This window comes from Mesorhizobium sp. C416B, from assembly GCF_030323165.1.
Classification (GTDB): Bacteria; Pseudomonadota; Alphaproteobacteria; order Rhizobiales; family Rhizobiaceae; genus Mesorhizobium.
On record NZ_CP100471.1, the window covers coordinates 5,470,928 to 5,485,727 of the forward strand.

Annotated in this window: 15 protein-coding genes; 7 read left to right on the forward strand and 8 right to left on the reverse strand. The window is 63.4% G+C overall.

The window, feature by feature from the left end:
- The first annotated feature begins 6 nt into the window (after positions 1 to 6).
- Both NLY43_RS26710 and NLY43_RS26715 read left to right on the forward strand, forming a co-directional pair.
- Positions 7 to 1,053 carry a CapA family protein gene (locus NLY43_RS26710; RefSeq protein ID WP_023711162.1) on the forward strand — a complete coding sequence of 349 codons (1,047 nt, stop codon included), beginning with the start codon at positions 7 to 9 and terminating at the stop codon, positions 1,051 to 1,053.
- A 46-nt stretch (positions 1,054 to 1,099) separates the two neighbouring features.
- Entirely contained in the window at positions 1,100 to 2,068 is a 969-nt protein-coding gene (locus NLY43_RS26715) for a DUF3137 domain-containing protein (RefSeq protein ID WP_023711163.1), read from the forward strand.
- 116 nt (positions 2,069 to 2,184) lie between these two features.
- On the opposite strand, the gene NLY43_RS26720 is transcribed toward NLY43_RS26715, so the two are convergent.
- Positions 2,185 to 2,679, reverse strand: coding sequence for a YegJ family protein (locus NLY43_RS26720; protein WP_023683736.1), 495 nt, complete (start codon positions 2,677 to 2,679; stop codon positions 2,185 to 2,187).
- A gap of 100 nt (positions 2,680 to 2,779) precedes the next feature.
- Entirely contained in the window at positions 2,780 to 3,295 is a 516-nt protein-coding gene (locus NLY43_RS26725) for a hypothetical protein (protein ID WP_023695777.1), read from the reverse strand.
- A gap of 284 nt (positions 3,296 to 3,579) precedes the next feature.
- Here NLY43_RS26725 and NLY43_RS26730 point away from each other — a divergent pair, with 284 nt between their 5' ends.
- Positions 3,580 to 4,212: a hypothetical protein gene (locus NLY43_RS26730; protein ID WP_031215742.1), complete on the forward strand. Its 633-nt coding sequence runs from the start codon at positions 3,580 to 3,582 to the stop codon at positions 4,210 to 4,212.
- Positions 4,213 to 4,330: 118 nt separating this feature from the next.
- On the opposite strand, the gene NLY43_RS26735 is transcribed toward NLY43_RS26730, so the two are convergent.
- Entirely contained in the window at positions 4,331 to 4,567 is a 237-nt protein-coding gene (locus tag NLY43_RS26735; protein ID WP_023711164.1) for a hypothetical protein, read from the reverse strand.
- Between the two features lie 658 nt (positions 4,568 to 5,225).
- On the opposite strand from NLY43_RS26735, the gene NLY43_RS26740 reads away from it, so the two are divergent.
- Entirely contained in the window at positions 5,226 to 6,164 is a 939-nt protein-coding gene (locus NLY43_RS26740; RefSeq protein ID WP_023695774.1) for a diacylglycerol/lipid kinase family protein, read from the forward strand.
- Between the two features lie 92 nt (positions 6,165 to 6,256).
- Here the strand turns inward: NLY43_RS26740 and NLY43_RS26745 are convergent, their stop codons facing one another.
- The 3 genes from NLY43_RS26745 to NLY43_RS26755 are packed head-to-tail and all read right to left on the reverse strand — an operon-like array spanning position 6,257 to position 9,998.
- Positions 6,257 to 7,174, reverse strand: a complete 918-nt coding sequence (locus NLY43_RS26745; protein ID WP_023683741.1) for an NAD(P)-dependent oxidoreductase — start codon at positions 7,172 to 7,174, stop codon at positions 6,257 to 6,259.
- Positions 7,171 to 8,385 (reverse strand): mandelate racemase/muconate lactonizing enzyme family protein, encoded by a 1,215-nt coding sequence (locus NLY43_RS26750; RefSeq protein WP_023711165.1) that lies wholly within the window; start codon positions 8,383 to 8,385, stop codon positions 7,171 to 7,173. The genes NLY43_RS26745 and NLY43_RS26750 overlap by 4 nt, the downstream gene beginning before the upstream one ends.
- Positions 8,382 to 9,998, reverse strand: a complete 1,617-nt coding sequence (locus NLY43_RS26755; protein WP_023823427.1) for a GMC family oxidoreductase — start codon at positions 9,996 to 9,998, stop codon at positions 8,382 to 8,384. The genes NLY43_RS26750 and NLY43_RS26755 overlap by 4 nt, the downstream gene beginning before the upstream one ends.
- A 223-nt stretch (positions 9,999 to 10,221) precedes the next feature.
- Between NLY43_RS26755 and NLY43_RS26760 the strand changes: the two genes are divergently transcribed.
- Positions 10,222 to 10,617, forward strand: a complete 396-nt coding sequence (locus NLY43_RS26760; protein WP_023671995.1) for an acyl-CoA thioesterase — start codon at positions 10,222 to 10,224, stop codon at positions 10,615 to 10,617.
- Between the two features lie 500 nt (positions 10,618 to 11,117).
- Here NLY43_RS26760 and NLY43_RS26765 read toward each other — a convergent pair whose 3' ends face one another.
- Complete coding sequence (locus NLY43_RS26765; RefSeq protein ID WP_023683744.1) at positions 11,118 to 11,486, reverse strand: winged helix-turn-helix transcriptional regulator; 369 nt, start codon at positions 11,484 to 11,486, stop codon at positions 11,118 to 11,120.
- Between the two features lie 89 nt (positions 11,487 to 11,575).
- Here NLY43_RS26765 and NLY43_RS26770 point away from each other — a divergent pair, with 89 nt between their 5' ends.
- Positions 11,576 to 12,181 carry an NADPH-dependent FMN reductase gene (locus tag NLY43_RS26770; protein ID WP_023671992.1) on the forward strand — a complete coding sequence of 202 codons (606 nt, stop codon included), beginning with the start codon at positions 11,576 to 11,578 and terminating at the stop codon, positions 12,179 to 12,181.
- Between the two features lie 165 nt (positions 12,182 to 12,346).
- Here the strand turns inward: NLY43_RS26770 and NLY43_RS26775 are convergent, their stop codons facing one another.
- Positions 12,347 to 13,642, reverse strand: a complete 1,296-nt coding sequence (locus tag NLY43_RS26775; protein WP_023711167.1) for a glucoamylase family protein — start codon at positions 13,640 to 13,642, stop codon at positions 12,347 to 12,349.
- A 258-nt stretch (positions 13,643 to 13,900) separates the two neighbouring features.
- Here NLY43_RS26775 and NLY43_RS26780 point away from each other — a divergent pair, with 258 nt between their 5' ends.
- Entirely contained in the window at positions 13,901 to 14,779 is an 879-nt protein-coding gene (locus tag NLY43_RS26780; RefSeq protein WP_050588054.1) for a DMT family transporter, read from the forward strand.
- Positions 14,780 to 14,800: the final 21 nt, after the last annotated feature.

A 14,800-nucleotide genomic window follows, 5' to 3' on the forward strand; every position in this document is an offset into this window, starting at 1 on the left:
CGTCGCGTGTCGAACTATCCGCTTTCCTACAAACTGTCATGGCTGCCGCGCTTCCTGAAACCGTCTCTCGGCGGCGATGTCAGGGATTTTGCACCGATCGCGGCGACGACGATCATCGATCCGCCGCCGGGGCGGAAGGTGCGGCTGGCCTTTGTCGGCGATATTTCGGCGGTGGCCAACCGTAGTGCGCCGGAGTGCGATCCGGAAATCGCAAAGCTCTTGGGCTCAGCCGATCTGGTGATCGGCAATTGCGAAAGTCCGGTCGTCGAGCGGCCGAGCGTGGCGTTTGGCACGCGGCTTGGCACGCACCATGCGATGAGCGAGCGGTTTCTTGCCGCGGCGCTTGCCGCCGTAGGCATCGCGCGTGAAAAGCTCGTGCTGTCGCTGGCCAACAACCATGTGCTCGACCAGGGCGTCGCCGGTTTCGACGAGACCGTTGCGGCGTTGAAGCGGCTTGGAATCCGCACCATCGGCACCGCGAAAAAAGGACCGGTCGAGCAGGTCAAGGCCGGGCCGCTGACGATCGGCTTTGCCGCCTTCACACTGTGGCGCAATGGTGACGCCGGGCCATTCACCGAGCTTGTCTCGATGCAAGGCGATCCGGCGGCATGGCCGAGAGGCGCGGCCGACAAGAACATCGATCTCACCTGTGCGGTGCCGCACTGGGACTGGGAGTTCCGGCATTTTCCGCAGCCGCAAACGCAAACGCTGGCGAGGTTGCTGGCCGGTCACGGCGTCGGGCTGATTGCCGGGCACCACGCCCATGTCGTGCAGCCGGTGCAATGGGTCGGCAAGACGCTCGTGGCTTACGGGCTTGGCGACTTCCTCGGCACGGCGCTGGCGCGGCAGCCCTGGCCCGGCCGCATCGCCGGCATTTTCGTCGTCGATGTCAGCGCCGATCTCGGCATGCGCGGTGCGATCGCCGGGTACCGGATGCATCCCTTCATGCGGCTGCGCGCAGGCGGGCATGAGCGGCTGGTTCCGGTCGAGGCGCTGACTGGCCGGGTGAAGGGCAAGGTCCAGGCCAGGCTGAAGGCGATCTTTGGCGACTGACAACTTTCCCGTTATCATAGGTATAATAGGAATTTGCGAGGGGGCGATGGAAGCAGCTGAGTTCATGCCTGATGAAGCGGTGGTCGCCGGCATCAGGAAGAATATCGAGATCTATGAGGCTGGACGGGCTTCGGCCTGCCGCCAGGTGCGCTGGCGGGTGCCGGTGTTTCTGGGGCTGCTGCTGGTTTTTGTCGTGCTGGTGGCCTGGCTGTTCAACAAGGTCGCCGACTTGAACGAGCAATGGTTCTCGACGCCGCATGTGTTCCTCTATGCCGGCGGTTTCTTCGCGGCGCTGCTGCTGTACTTCCTGGCGATCAGGCCGGCGACGCGGCTGCAGCAATCGTTCCGTGACACGCTGCTGCCGATCATCTTCGGCTTCATCAGGGATGTGCGCTATCAGAACAGCGTGACGCCGAATTCCTTCGACCGGCTGCCGCGCGCCGTGGTCGGCGCCTTCAACCGGCAGAGCTTCGACGACATCGTATCAGGCCGCTACGAGGATTTTCCGTTCGAGCTCTACGAGGCGGAGTTGCGCCAAGGGTCGGGCAAAGGCTCGTCGACGGTCTTCAAGGGCGTCATCGTTGCGTTCGAGACGATCGCGCCGTTCCCCGGCATATTGGTCGCGACGCGCCGCAGCAACGCGGTGGTCGGTTTCTTCCGCGGCATCTTCGCCGGCAAGATGCAGGAACTGTCCAGCGGCGATCCGCTGCTCGACGGCGACTACGAATTTCGCACCGACAATGTCGCCGCCGCGCAGCCGCTGGTGAGCGGCCGGTTGGCGCAGGCGCTGAAATGGCTGCACGAGACATGGCGCGATGATCCGGCGCGGGTGGCACTTAAAGGCAGCGATGGTTTCCTGCTCTTGCCGCAGCCGAAGAATTTCTTCGAACTGCCCGCCATTTCCGTGCCACTCGATTACACCAAGCACATCGCCCCGATGATCGCCGATATGGGCGCGATCTTGGCGACCGCGGCGCTGGTGCGCAAGATCGGCGCGACGGATGGCGAGGCCTAAAGCGCCGCGCGTCGAAACGAATTCATGCGACGCGCTTCAGGTCTTGTTTTCATGCATATCGTTGCCCCAAAACGGCGGTCCTGTTTGGGCGCATGCATTAGCCAGGCTGCCGCGCCTCAGCAGTCGAAGCCGTAGTTCTGGCGATAATATTCGACGTCTTCTTGCGCCATCGTCTTGAACATCACGCAGACGGTGAAGCTGCCGACCTGGCGACCGTTTCTGGTGTAGCCCCAGTCGGAAATATCGTCCCGGTTAAATTCGAGTTCCTGGCCGGCCACGACATTGTGCACCGCTTGCGGCTCATTGGCCAATGTTCCTGCAAAGCCGGTCGCGGTCTTGTGGAAGGGGATGATCCAGAAATGCTCCGAGGCGTCTCCGTCCCTGACCTCGACTTTCAATTTGTAGCTGGTTGTCCCGGCTGGCGGCGCATCCGACAAGGACAGGAATTCATCGAGGCTGGCGCGCGCCTGCGCAATGGCCGCCGCCATGTCCGGATCGTCCCTGGCGACGCCTACAACCTTGTCGCCGCCCTGGCCGGAATCCTGCGCACCGGCCGGAATCGGCGCCAACGCCAGCACCAGGGACAGCATGGTTCGAACTGCATGCTTCATGAAATGGCGCTCCTGCGTGTCGATGCTGACACCATCATGCATCTATCTGGAGTTTTCCACGGCAGTGCGACAGCGTGGTACGGTCCGACCGGCAGGCCGCTCACAACCCGCTCGGCACCAGGCCTGCCAGCCAGTTCGCGGACCGCTTGGCCATGCCGACCGTTGCCGACGCGACGCGGCCGAGATCTGTCTTCACCACGGCGTAGCCGTTCCTGGTGCGGTAGAGCACGCCTGTTCCGCCATCGACCACTTGCTCGTAGGCGACCGGCCGTGCCGCTGCTGCCTCCATGGCCGTCGTCGGGGAGCCGACGGAAACGCTCGACCGATGGCTCAGTTCCGGCGGCAACGGGGTTTGGACATTCCGGCTGGCCGGCTTCAGTTCCGGGCGGGATGCGGCCGCCGCCAGTTGCGAAGAAGACGCCGACCCCTTGCTGCGGCATATGCCGGAGACCAGCGGATAGTCGAAGTTCTTCTGGTGCAGCATCTGGCTTTTCATCGCCGCTTCGCAGTCGGCGATGGTCGCCCACTTCGCCGGCGTCTCGCCGATATATTCGCAAAGCTTGGCGTCGCAGTCGCAGCCGACAATGGTCATGGCGACAAGGGCGGTCTTGAGCACGGTCTTGTCCTTCGGATTGCCCCCCGGCAGCCAGTCCTTCCATCGCGCGCGAACAAGGCGGGATTTTGGCCGCGATCACGCGATGAGCCGGGGGATGCGTTTTTGGGTACCGCTCACTACAGGTGGATTTCGAGACACCCGGTAGCAATAGGGCGGGGGCGTGATGCATTTGCAGTAAGAAGCCTGAATAAATCTTGTCGGCTATGGCCGCGACAACTGTTTCTTGGCCCGGTTTTCTACTACGATACTCACGGGGCGATACAACAATATAGGAGGGGTTTGTCATGGGAAGAATTGTCCGGTCCGCCGAGCCTGTGCCGAAAAGGGAATCAACGCTCGAGGGTATTCCAGGCGATGCTCCGCTCGGCGTCGACGATGACAAGCAAGAAGATCAAGGATCGAAAGGCGGCGATGGCTATCTCGACCGGGTTGCGAAGTACGTGCCTGCCGAAGTCGTGGCATTTTTCATCTTCGTCAACTCCATCCTGGTCAATGCCACTGAGCAGCCGGTTGCCAAGGCGTTGACCGATGCGGTGGCGGAAGAGACCAAAGGCAATCCGGGGGACATTCCGGGTAAGGTGCAGGCAGCCATCTATAAGATTGAAATGGCCGGTATCAGCGTCTGGACCATTTCATGGATCATGTTGATCGTCGCGCTGGCGATGACGCCGGTGTATCTGAAATCGGTCAGCGATTCAGCCGACAATGCGGAGGCTCCGGGAGCCAACATGGTCATGTCGATGCTCGCCTTCCCATTCTGGGCCTATGCCGTCAACGCGCTGGCCCTCAGGCCATGGCATGACGGTGCGCTGGCCAGCATCATGCTCGCCACCTTCACGCTCATCAGCGGCGCCATACGGCCGGAATATATAAACGCTGGCCTCAATTTGATCCCGGGCATCGGCCCGAAGAAGTAGCTTGGCCCGCCGGGCAGGCCGCGGTGCAGGGCGCGGCTTCAGTTGTAGACGCGCTCCAGCCTCGCGCCTGCTTCGAACAGCGCCGGCAGCACGATGTGCAGCTTGCGCACGGCGACGATCAGCCCGGTGCGACGGGTGGCCGGATCGATCGGAACGGTTGGCTGAACGGCGCCCGGGCGCCTTCGGGCGGAGCGAAGTCTGCCGCCGAAAGCACGGTGAGCATGATCGCGTCGTTGCCACCGATCTCGACGAAGGACACGCCTCTGTCGATCAGGCGCGGGATCATGTCGGTGAATTGCTGATCGCGCCTGGTGATGAAGATGGTTCCGTCAGCGCCGAAATCTCGTTCCAGCAAAGTATCGGCTTCTTACGCGTCGCTTCGCCGACCGGACCTTGGCCCAAAAGACAGTCGGCGCCGGGATTTCTCCCAGCGCCTCCCTGTCAGATCAGGACACGGTCGCGGCAGCAACTTCCGCAAAGTCGTCGCGCCATGCCGGCCTTGATTTTGACGGTCCTGCCAGTCACCGCCCGAAGGCAGTGCCCGTTCCAGACCACGCCGTTCTCCACCCTTGCGAGCTTCGTTCGGCGCGCCATCGAAGGTTTTCGCCGTCCTTCATGGCAGCATCGGTCCGCCGTTGGCGTTCGCACGCTTTCCGCGGCCCCGTAGGTCTCGGCATCCGTCCCTCGAACAAGCAAGCCTGCTCTCGCTTCGGGCCGTACGGGCCTCAGGAAATCCGCCTTTTCGCTTTGCCTTTCGGCGTGGCGATCGGTAGCCGCCTGAGATGGTTAAACTTACGCCGGGTAAGGGTTTTGGGGAATGGGCGTGAGCCTGTGGATAACGGGATTATCGGGGATCGTTTGCCACAAAGCTCGGAATTTCGACTCCAGCTGCATTAGACAGCCCGCCGGCTTTTTGGCGCCTGATCGGCTGTGCCCCTTGCTCCGCCGGCTGGCGCGGGCTTCAATGCAGGCAAAGCATCGAGCCTATCGGCTCGGTGCGGGGAGGGTGCGCATTGAAAGTCGGGGTGGTGCTCAATCCGATTGCCGGCGGCGGCCGGCTGAAACGGCATTGGCCGGAGGTCTTCGCATCGCTGAAAAAGCATTTCGGCGAATTCGAGCTGCGCGAGACGCAGGCCGAGGGCGACGCCGAAAGGCTGGCGCTCGACCTCGCGGCAAGCGGCTTCGGGCTGGTGATCGCGGCCGGCGGCGACGGCACCGCCAGCGAGGTGGCCGACGGATTGCTGCAGGCATTCGATGAGAGCGGCCGGACAACCGAACTTGCCTTGCTGCCTTGCGGCACCGGCATCGATTTCGCGCGCGGACTTGGCCTGCCGAAAGAGGTGGATGCGGCGTTGAAGCGGATCGCCGAAGCCAAGGCGCGCAAGGTCGATGCCGGGCGCATCTGCTACATCGACGACCATGGCGCGCTGGCCAGCCGGCACTTCATCAATATCGCCAGCCTCGGCCTGTCCGGCGCCACGGACCGTGCGGTCAATGCCGACAAGCGCAAGGGCAGGATGTCGGCCAAGGCGCTGTTTTTCTGGCGCACCGTGGTCGAGTTCATCCGCTACCGCTTCCAGGACGTCAGGATCACCGTCGACGATGGCACCCCGGTCGAGGCGCGCATGGCGCTGGTGGCGGTTGCCAACGGAAAGTTCTTCGGCGGCGGCATGATGATCGCCCCGGACGCCGAACTCGCCGACGGCCAGTTCGACATCGTCATCCTGCGCGCGGCCGGCAAGCTGAAGCTGATCTGGGATATTCGGCTGCTCTATGGCGGCCGGCACCGCAACCATCCGGCCATCACCATATTGCGTGGCCGGAAAGTGGTGGTCGAACCTAGCGGCGATGTCGAGAAGAACGGCGCGCTGGTCGACATAGATGGCGAGTCGCCGGGGCGTATACCCGCGACGTTTGAGATCCTGCCCGGAGCGCTGACGCTGAGATATTGAATCAAGGCGTTGAGGGATTGATTCAGGTGGTTTGAGCGGCGATTCCGGCGAACCGGCCAAGGGCCTGAAATGGCAGGACATATTTACCCGGCTTAGCTTTCCAGCTTGGCTGGGAAACCGGGCGCGCGCAGATCCATGTCGACGGCATCCTCGAGCAGTTTGACGATCTGGGTCGACCAGGCGCCGCCGCCATATTCCTGTTTGCCCATCAGGAAAATCTCACTCACAAGCGGCGCCAGTTGGAGTGGCAGTCTGAACTCCCTGCCCATCGCAAGCGCAAAGCCGAGGTCCTTCAGTGCCAGGTCCATGGTGAAGCCAATGTCGTAGGAGCCGTTGAGGATGAGCTGGCTTTCGGTCTCATGGACGAAGCTGTTGCCGGAGGAGGCGACGATGGCGTGGTAGGATTGCGCGAGGTCGAGGCCGCCTTGCTTGGCCAACATCAGCGCCTCGCCGGCGGCGACGAGATGGATGAAGGCCAGCATGTTGGTGATCACCTTGATCACCGCCGCCGAGCCGACCGGACCCATCAGGAACGATTTTGCGCACATCGCTTCGATGGCGGGACGATGGCGCTCGTAAAGCGCAGCATCGCCGCCGACAAGCGCGGTGATCTTTCCGACCGCGGCCAGATGCACGCCGCCGGTGACCGGGCACTCCAGCGTCTCGATGCCTTTGGCCGCGGCGAGGGCGGCGAGGCGCAGGATCTCGTCGCGGCCGTTGGTCGACATCTCGATCCAGGAGCCGCCCCTGGGCAGACCCTCGAGCAGGCCGCCGGCATTCGCCAGCACCGCTTCGCTGACCTTGGGCGAGGGCAGGCAAGTAATGGCATTGCCGGCCTGTGCCGCCGCTTCGGCCGGGCTGGTCGCGGCCGTGGCGCCGAGCGCCACGAGGCGCTCGACGGCGGCGGGGTCGCGGTCGAAGACGATGACGACAAAACCGTTGCGCAACAGGCTGGCGGCAAGGTTGCCGCCGAGATGGCCAAGGCCGATGAAGGCGTAGCGTTCGCTCACGGCATCAGCGGCATTTGCATCATCTGCAAATGCAGGTCCTTGCCGGTGTAGGGATGCGCCTCGCAGACCGCTTCGTTGAGCTCGACGCCGAGGCCGGGCTCCTTCGACGGAATGACATTGCCGTCCTGCCACTCGATCTTCTTCTTCAAGAGCGTGGCGTGGAAACCGTCCCACTGCTTCAGCGATTCCAGGATGAGGAAATTGGGCAGCGTCACCGCCAGCTGGATGTTGGCGGCGCCGACGATCGGCCCGCAATAGCAGTGCGGCGCGATCTGGATGTGGTATGCCTCGGCCATGGCGGCGATCTTCTTGGTTTCGAGAATGCCGCCGGAACGGCCAAGGTCCGGTTGCAGGATGGTGGCGGCGCGGTTCTCGATGATTCGGGCGAATTCGAACTTGGTCGTTAGCCGCTCGCCGGTGGCGATCGGGATCGACGTGCCTCGCGCCACCTGAGCCATCACTTCGGGCATGTCGGGCGGCACCGGCTCTTCGAACCACAAGGGATCGTAGGGCTCGATCGCGCGTGCCATCCGCAGCGCACCCGACGCGGTGAACTGGCCATGCGTGCCGAACAGAATATCGGCGCGGGTGCCGACGGCTTCGCGGATCGCCTTGACCATGCGGGTGGAGACATCGATGTCGATCAGGCGCGGCTGGTGGCCGTCGAAGGCGGTGTAAGGACCGGCCGGGTCAAGCTTGACGGCGTTGAACCCCTGCTCGACATATTCGAGCGCGCAGGCCGCCGCCAGTTCAGGGTCGTTATAGACGTTCCTGCCGTCCGGCGCGTCCTCCGAATGGACGCTGCCGGTGTGCGGGTAGAGATAGGTGTAGGAGCGCAGCGTCTCGTGCACCTGGCCGCCGAGCAGTTTGTAGACCGGCTTGTCGGCTTCCTTGCCGACAATGTCCCAGCAGGCCATTTCCAGCGCCGAGAAACAGCCCATGCCGGTAACGTCGGGGCGCTGGGTAAATCCTGAGGAATAGGCGCGGCGGAAGAAGGTCTCGATGTCATGCGGATCGTGGCCGATCAGGTAACGCTCGGCCATGTCCTCGACCAGCTTCGCTGTTATGTGAGCCGAGAAGGTGGCGTTGTAGGCCTCGCCGTAACCGACGACGCCGCCATCGGTGGTCAGCTTGACGAAGATGAAATACTTGCCGCCGATGCCGGGCGGCGGGTTGCCGACTACCCAGGTCTTGACGTCGGTGATCTTCATTTTTGGTCCTCCAGAACCAGTTCGGCGCCCTTCCATCCGGTCATGACCGAGGCGGCGTTGGTGTTGCCGGTGATGTTGGCGGGAAAGATCGAGGCGTCGATGACACGCAGACCTTCGAGCCCGTGCACTTTCAGGCGCGGGTCGACGACGGCGGCCCCGGCATCCGGCCCCATGCGGCAGGTCGAGACCGGGTGATAGACGGTGCCTGAGCGCTTCCTGAAATCCTGGATCAGGTCGGCATCCGATTGGATCGATGGGCCTGGCAAAACCTCCTCAGTGATGATCTCGGCCATGGCGGGCATCGAGGCTATCTTGCGCACGAATTTCACCGCCGCCAGCATCTCGTCGACATCGGCGTTGGTGGAATAGGCGTTGGCGACGATCCTGGGATAGTCCAGCGGATTGCTGGAGCGGATCATGATCTCGCCGCGGCTGGACGGGCGGCAGTTGGAGAGGCCGATGGAAAAGCCCGGCCACGGATCTGGCGTCAGGATCGGCCGCTCGCCGCTCTTCGGAATGACGGTCGAGAAAGCCTGGAAATAAAGCTGCATGTTGGGGCGCGAAAACGCCGGGTCGGTTCGGAAGAAGCCGCCGCCATGGTTCATCGACAGCGACAGCGGGCCGGAGCGGGTGAGGATGTACTGCATGCCAACCAGCAGCTTGCCCCACCAGGGCCGCAAGATTTGGTTGAGCGTCGGCACGTTTCCCTTGAAGGTATAGTTGATGCCGACATGGTCCTGCAGATGCGCGCCGACATTTTCGTTGGCGTGGACGACCGGGATGCCAAGCCCCTTGAGCAGTGCGGAGGGACCGACGCCGGACAGTTGCAAGAGCTGCGGCGAGTTGATCGAGCCGGCGGACAGGATGACTTCGCGGCCGGCCCGCGCCGTCTTGGTCTCGCCATTCTGCAGATATTCGATGCCGACGGCGCGCTTGCCCTCGAACAGGATCCTGCTCGCCAGCGCATTCGTCTCGACGCGGACGTTTTTGCGCTTCATCGCCGGGCGCAGGAATGCGCGCGCGGCCGACATGCGGCGACCATTCCTGGTCGAGATCTGGTAGGTGCCGACGCCTTCCTGGGCGGCGCCGTTGAAGTCGGGGTTGAGTGGCAGCCCTGCCTGCTGGCCGGCGGCGAGATAGCGCCTGGTCAGCGGATGGACGGCGTTCGTCGTGTCGGTGATATGCAGCGGCCCGCCGGTGCCGCGCCATTTGTCGGCGCCGGCCTCATTGTCCTCGAGCGCCTTGAAGCCCGGCAACAGATCGTCATAGCCCCAGCCGGGATTTCCGGCATCGCGCCAGTCGTCAAAGTCCTCGCGCGCGCCACGGATCCAGACCATGGCGTTGATCGAGCTGGAGCCGCCAAGCAGCTTGCCGCGCGGCCAATGGTCGACATTGCCGGCAAGGCCGGGGTCCGGCTCGGGCTTGTAGTTCCAGTTGACCGCCGGATCGAAGAAGGTCTTGCCGTAGCCGAGCGGCATCTGGACATAAAAGCGGCGGTCGCTGCCGCCGGCCTCCAGCACCAGCACGGAGAAGCGGCCCGAAATCGACAGCCTGTCGGCCAGAACCGAGCCGGCCGAGCCGGAGCCGACGATGATGAAGTCATAAGTCTGCATGATTGGTGTTGGCGGCTCCGCAAAACTGAGCGCAGCCTATCCGCGACGGCTTGGCCGCGCCCCTGCGGCTTCCGGCATGGCTTGTGAAAAAAGCGACCGTGAGACGCCTGGTCGGAAAAGCCACCATGGAACCGACATTGCGCCGGGAGCCTCGCCCGTCGCGTTGACCTCTTGGGTCCATGACGCTACGGGATCAAGGGCTATCGCTTCAGGGGAATCTCGGATGGTGCATTACGCGGACGGACGGCCGATCGGTGATCTGACCTTGCGTACGCTCGCCATGCCGGCCGATGCAAATGCGGCCGGCGACATCTTTGGCGGTTGGGTGATGGCGCAGATGGATCTTGCCTGCGGCATCCGTGCGGCCGAGCGGGCCAAGGGCCGCGTGGTGACGGCGGCTGTCAAGGAAATGTCCTTCGCCAAAGCGATGAAGATCGGCGACACGCTGTGCATCTACACCCATGTCGAGCGCGTCGGCCGCACCTCCATGACGCTCAAGGTCGAGGCGTGGGCGCAGCGCTACCTCTCCGACCTGATGGAGAAGGTCACCCACGCCGATTTCGTCATGGTGGCGCTGGATAGCGACGGCAAGCCGAAGCCGATTCCAACCGAAAGTTGACATCGTCGATTCTGCCAAGCTTGCGCTTATGTAACATCCCCCGCGCGGGCGACGCGCTACGCGACATCCAACGGTTGCCTTCACATCCGATTCTGCGGGCGGCGGAGGGAAGACAATGCGTCAACATATGCTGAACGTCTGGCTCGTGGCGGCCCTTGTCGCGGTGATCTGCCTGCTTGGCACGACCGCTTATACCGAGATCAGGAAAGAGCTTCCAGGCGTTGCCTGCACGCACGACCGGACCGTTGGCAACGAGCGGACTGCCCAGCGGTCTGCAAGGGTAGAGACGTGCGGCGCAGTGTGTTGCAGCAACCCTGCGTCAAAGGCCTGAGGGCCCGTCAGCGGAAGACCTCGTCAGCCTCAAAATGATGATGCGCCGGCGAACGAAACGCTGCAGCTATGTCGCCATGGCGTGACCAACGATGCAAGGGCGGATCCAGTTAAACCCGGGTACGCGTCGTCGACGGCAGCATCCGTAAACTATTGCTGAGCAACGGTTTTCAGGCGTGCACGCCATCGAATCTTTCACGCGCCGCCTGGACCCGCGAGGTGTTCTTCCGCGCCCATTCGCCGAGCGCGCCGACCGGCACCAGCAGCTCATGGCCGAGCTCCGTCAGCTCATAGTCGACGCGTGGCGGGATGGTCGGGAACACGGTTCGGGTGACGAAGCCGTCGCGCTCAAGACCGCGCAAGGTGGTGGTCAGCATCTTCTGCGAAATGCCGCCGACAGCGGCGCGCAACTCATTGAAACGCAGCGGTCCGCCGCCCAGCTTGCCGACGACCAGAACGGTCCATTTGTCGCCGACGCGCTGCAGGATTTCCGAGACGGCGCGGCAGTCTTCGGTGTTGTGCGGGTGCCTCAGTAACATAACGGTGCCTCCTTGCGCTGCCATTTGTCAGTATCTCATATAGCGCCGGTATCCAAACGATACCAGCTTTTGCATATATGGAGAGCCCCATGTCCAAGCCCAAAATCGCCATCGTCGTCGGTTCGACACGCGCCGCGCGTTTCGCCGATGTGCCCGCCCAGTGGATCGCCAAGATCGCGAAATCCCATGCCGACATCGACGTCGAGACCGTCGACCTGCGCGACTGGCCGCTGCCCTTCTTCGACGAGGTCGCCTCGTCCGCCTGGGCGCCGTCGCAGAACGAAGTTGCCCAGCGCTGGCAAAAGAAGGTCGCCGAATTCGACGGCTTCATCTTCACCGCCGCCGAATACAACCATGGCCCGACGGCCGTGCTGAAGAACGCCATCGATTACGCCGCCAATGAATGGAACAAGAAGCCGGCCGGTTTCGTCGGCTATGGCAGCGTCGGCGGCTCGCGCGCTGTCGAACATTTGCGTCTTGCCGCGGTCGAATTGCAGATGGCGCCGGTCAAATCCGCCGTTCACATTGCCTGGAGCGATTTCCTGGCGGTGCGCCAGGGCGAGAAGAAGCTCGAGGAGATCGAGCATCTGAACCAGGCTGCCACGGCGCTGGTCAACGACGTTGCCTGGTGGGCCCGCGTGCTCAAGGCAGCGCGTCAGGCCGACGCGATTGCCGGCGAAGCCCAGGCGGCCTGAGCCTTATCCTCCCAAGGACCGATGATTTTTCCAAAGGGCGGCGTTTGCGCCGCCCTTTTTCATTCACGTGAAGAGGCGCTCTCGGCTCCCTTGGCCGGATGGTGGAGTCGGACCGGCAAACTCGCGCTGATGCCTTGACGATCCCGCGCGAAGGATCGCCGCCTGTCACAGCCAACCGCCGGAAAACCCGGCCCGGCGCAGTCCTGTGGTGATGGCCGGCACGCGGCGCATCAATCGCCACAGGAAGTCGGACCGGTAGTTCTCGATCATCAGGGCGATCGGCCCCTGGTTGATGCCGACATGGTCCGGCGATACCCAACCGCAGGCGCGGCCGTCGTCGGCAGCGATCGTCGGGTTGAAGCTCGCGGTGAAGCCGTAAGGGTTGCCGTCGCGCAGGTCCATCTCGTGGAAATGGCGCAGCGCCGGCAGCACGATTTCCGGCGCAAAAGGCAAGGAGGCGATTGCCGCCCATGGCGACAGCGTGCCGTCATCGGGGCCAAACGGTGCGCCGCGGGCGAGATAACCGAAGAAGCGGCGTCCATCGGCTCGCCGCGCGATCGGACCTGGGCCGTCGCTGGCGGTGACGCCCCAGCAATTCTCGCCATAGCCCGCGAACCCCCTCGGATTGCGGATTGCGTAATCGCGCTGCAGATACGTCGCCTGGCGGCTGTTTTCGAAATAGTCCCGGTCGTGATCGCGCATGAAGGCATCGCCGATGTCGCGAAAATCGATCCAGATATGCGAGAACTGGTGGATGAAAAGCGGGCCGGCATAGACCACCTCGCGGCCGTAGATGGTCTTCCATTTGTAAGTGGACAGCCAGGCCGCGTAGCTCTCGGGAGTTAGCGAGTGGGTCGGCGAACCGAGACCCAGGACGTACAGGATCAGCGCCTCGTCAAATCCTTCCCAGCGGTAGCGGAGAAAGCCTTTTCCAGGCCGCCAGCCATGGGTGACGGTGGCGCCGCCGTTCTGCGCCCAGCGCCAGTCGGCACGGCGGTAGAGCGCATCGGCAAGCTGGCGGATTTCCAGTTCGAGCTCATCGTCCTCGTCGAAATAAGCGCCGGCGGCCAGAACACCGGCAAGCAAAAGGGCGGTATCGATCGTGGACAGTTCGCAATTCCAGACGCGGCGGCCGGTCTTCATGTCGAGGAAATGATAGTAGAAACCTTTGTAGCCGGTGGCATCGGGCTCCGGCCCGTGCGGGGCGTTCCAGAAGAAGCGAAGCGTGGCGAGCGTCCGCTCGATTGCGGCATCGCGCGTCATGAAACCGCGCTCGACACCGACGGGATAGGACGACAAAGCGAGCCCGACGGCGGCTATGCTGGCAGGCGACGCCTGCGTGTTGCGGTCGGCGACTAGGCCGTTGGCAGGGTTGGCCTCGTTGAGAAAATACTCGAAGGACAGGCGCTGGATATCTTGGAGAAGCTCGTCGTTTAGCGCGTGTTCGTTCGATGCATCCATGACAATCGATATAGAGGCTTTGGCTGCTTTTGCCATTCGTCCAGCGGATCAATCATGGGTGAGGGCAGGCTGGGGCCGATAGCGAAAGGCGCTGCCGACGCACCGAATTCAAATCGAGGGGCTGCGAAGATCGGTTGGACCGCCATATGCACGGCCCTGCCATCTGGCCTGGCCGTCCTCCCCTGATATATCCGGCTGCGATCCATCACATGAGCATGCCCCGTGAAGTTACCCAGCCCGTCAGGCGTCGTTTCCCCCATGACCCCGGTGCTGGTCTGTGCACTTGCGATCTTCCTTCTGTCCGCCATGGATGCGGCGATGAAAATCCTGGTGATCGCCGTCGGTGTCTACAACACGGTGCTGTGGCGAAGCATGCTTGCGAGCGTGGTCGCGGGCACGGCCTGGGCGGCGGGGCCGCGTTCCCTTCCCACGCCTTCCGTGCTGCGACTACACGCGCTGCGCGCCGTGGTCGTGGGCATCGTTCTGCTGTCGTTCTTCTGGGGCCTTGCCAGATTGCCGCTGGCGGATGGGATCGGGCTTAGTTTCGTCGCGCCGCTGTTCGCTCTCCTGCTGGCGGCGCTGCTTTTGGGCGAACGCATACAGCGCCAGGCGATCTGGGCGTCGCTGGCGGGCATCGCCGGCGTCGTCATCATCATGGCCGGACAGTTCGGGCAAGGGAATTATACCGGGGATGCCCTGCTTGGCACGGTGGCGGTGCTCGCATCGACGGTGTTCTACGCCTACAATCTGATCCTCTCGCGGCGGCAGGCGCTGGTGGCCAAGCCAGTCGAGATCATGCTGTTCCAGAACCTGTGCGTTGCCGCCGTCCTTCTCCCCGCCGCTCCCTGGCTCGCGGTTGCCCTGCCGGGCAATCTCTGGCTTCCGCTGGCCGGGGTGACGGCGCTGTCGCTCTCCGGCCAGTTCCTGATGAGCTGGTCCTACGCGCGGGCCGAAGCGCAATATCTGATCCCGACGGAGTATTCTGCCTTCATCTGGGCGATCGTGTTTGGCTGGCTGTTCTTCGACGAGGCGGCGACCTGGACCACGCTGGCTGGAGCGGCCCTGATCGTGGCCAGTTGCCTGATCGCCTCGCGCTCCAATCCGAAGCTTGCCGAACCGATCGAAGCCGCGGTCTGAGCGCGCTATTCGCTTTGACGG

Coding starts and splice junctions, on each gene's coding strand:
- NLY43_RS26715 (WP_023711163.1), top strand. CDS start 1,100: ATGGAAGCAGCTGAGTTCATGCCTGATGAAGCGGTGGTCGCCGGCATC.
- NLY43_RS26720 (WP_023683736.1), bottom strand. CDS start 2,679: ATGAAGCATGCAGTTCGAACCATGCTGTCCCTGGTGCTGGCGTTGGCG.
- NLY43_RS26730 (WP_031215742.1), top strand. CDS start 3,580: ATGGGAAGAATTGTCCGGTCCGCCGAGCCTGTGCCGAAAAGGGAATCA.
- NLY43_RS26750 (WP_023711165.1), bottom strand. CDS start 8,385: ATGAAGATCACCGACGTCAAGACCTGGGTAGTCGGCAACCCGCCGCCC.
- NLY43_RS26755 (WP_023823427.1), bottom strand. CDS start 9,998: ATGCAGACTTATGACTTCATCATCGTCGGCTCCGGCTCGGCCGGCTCG.
- NLY43_RS26760 (WP_023671995.1), top strand. CDS start 10,222: ATGGTGCATTACGCGGACGGACGGCCGATCGGTGATCTGACCTTGCGT.
- NLY43_RS26765 (WP_023683744.1), bottom strand. CDS start 11,486: ATGTTACTGAGGCACCCGCACAACACCGAAGACTGCCGCGCCGTCTCG.
- NLY43_RS26770 (WP_023671992.1), top strand. CDS start 11,576: ATGTCCAAGCCCAAAATCGCCATCGTCGTCGGTTCGACACGCGCCGCG.
- NLY43_RS26775 (WP_023711167.1), bottom strand. CDS start 13,642: ATGGATGCATCGAACGAACACGCGCTAAACGACGAGCTTCTCCAAGAT.
- NLY43_RS26780 (WP_050588054.1), top strand. CDS start 13,901: ATGACCCCGGTGCTGGTCTGTGCACTTGCGATCTTCCTTCTGTCCGCC.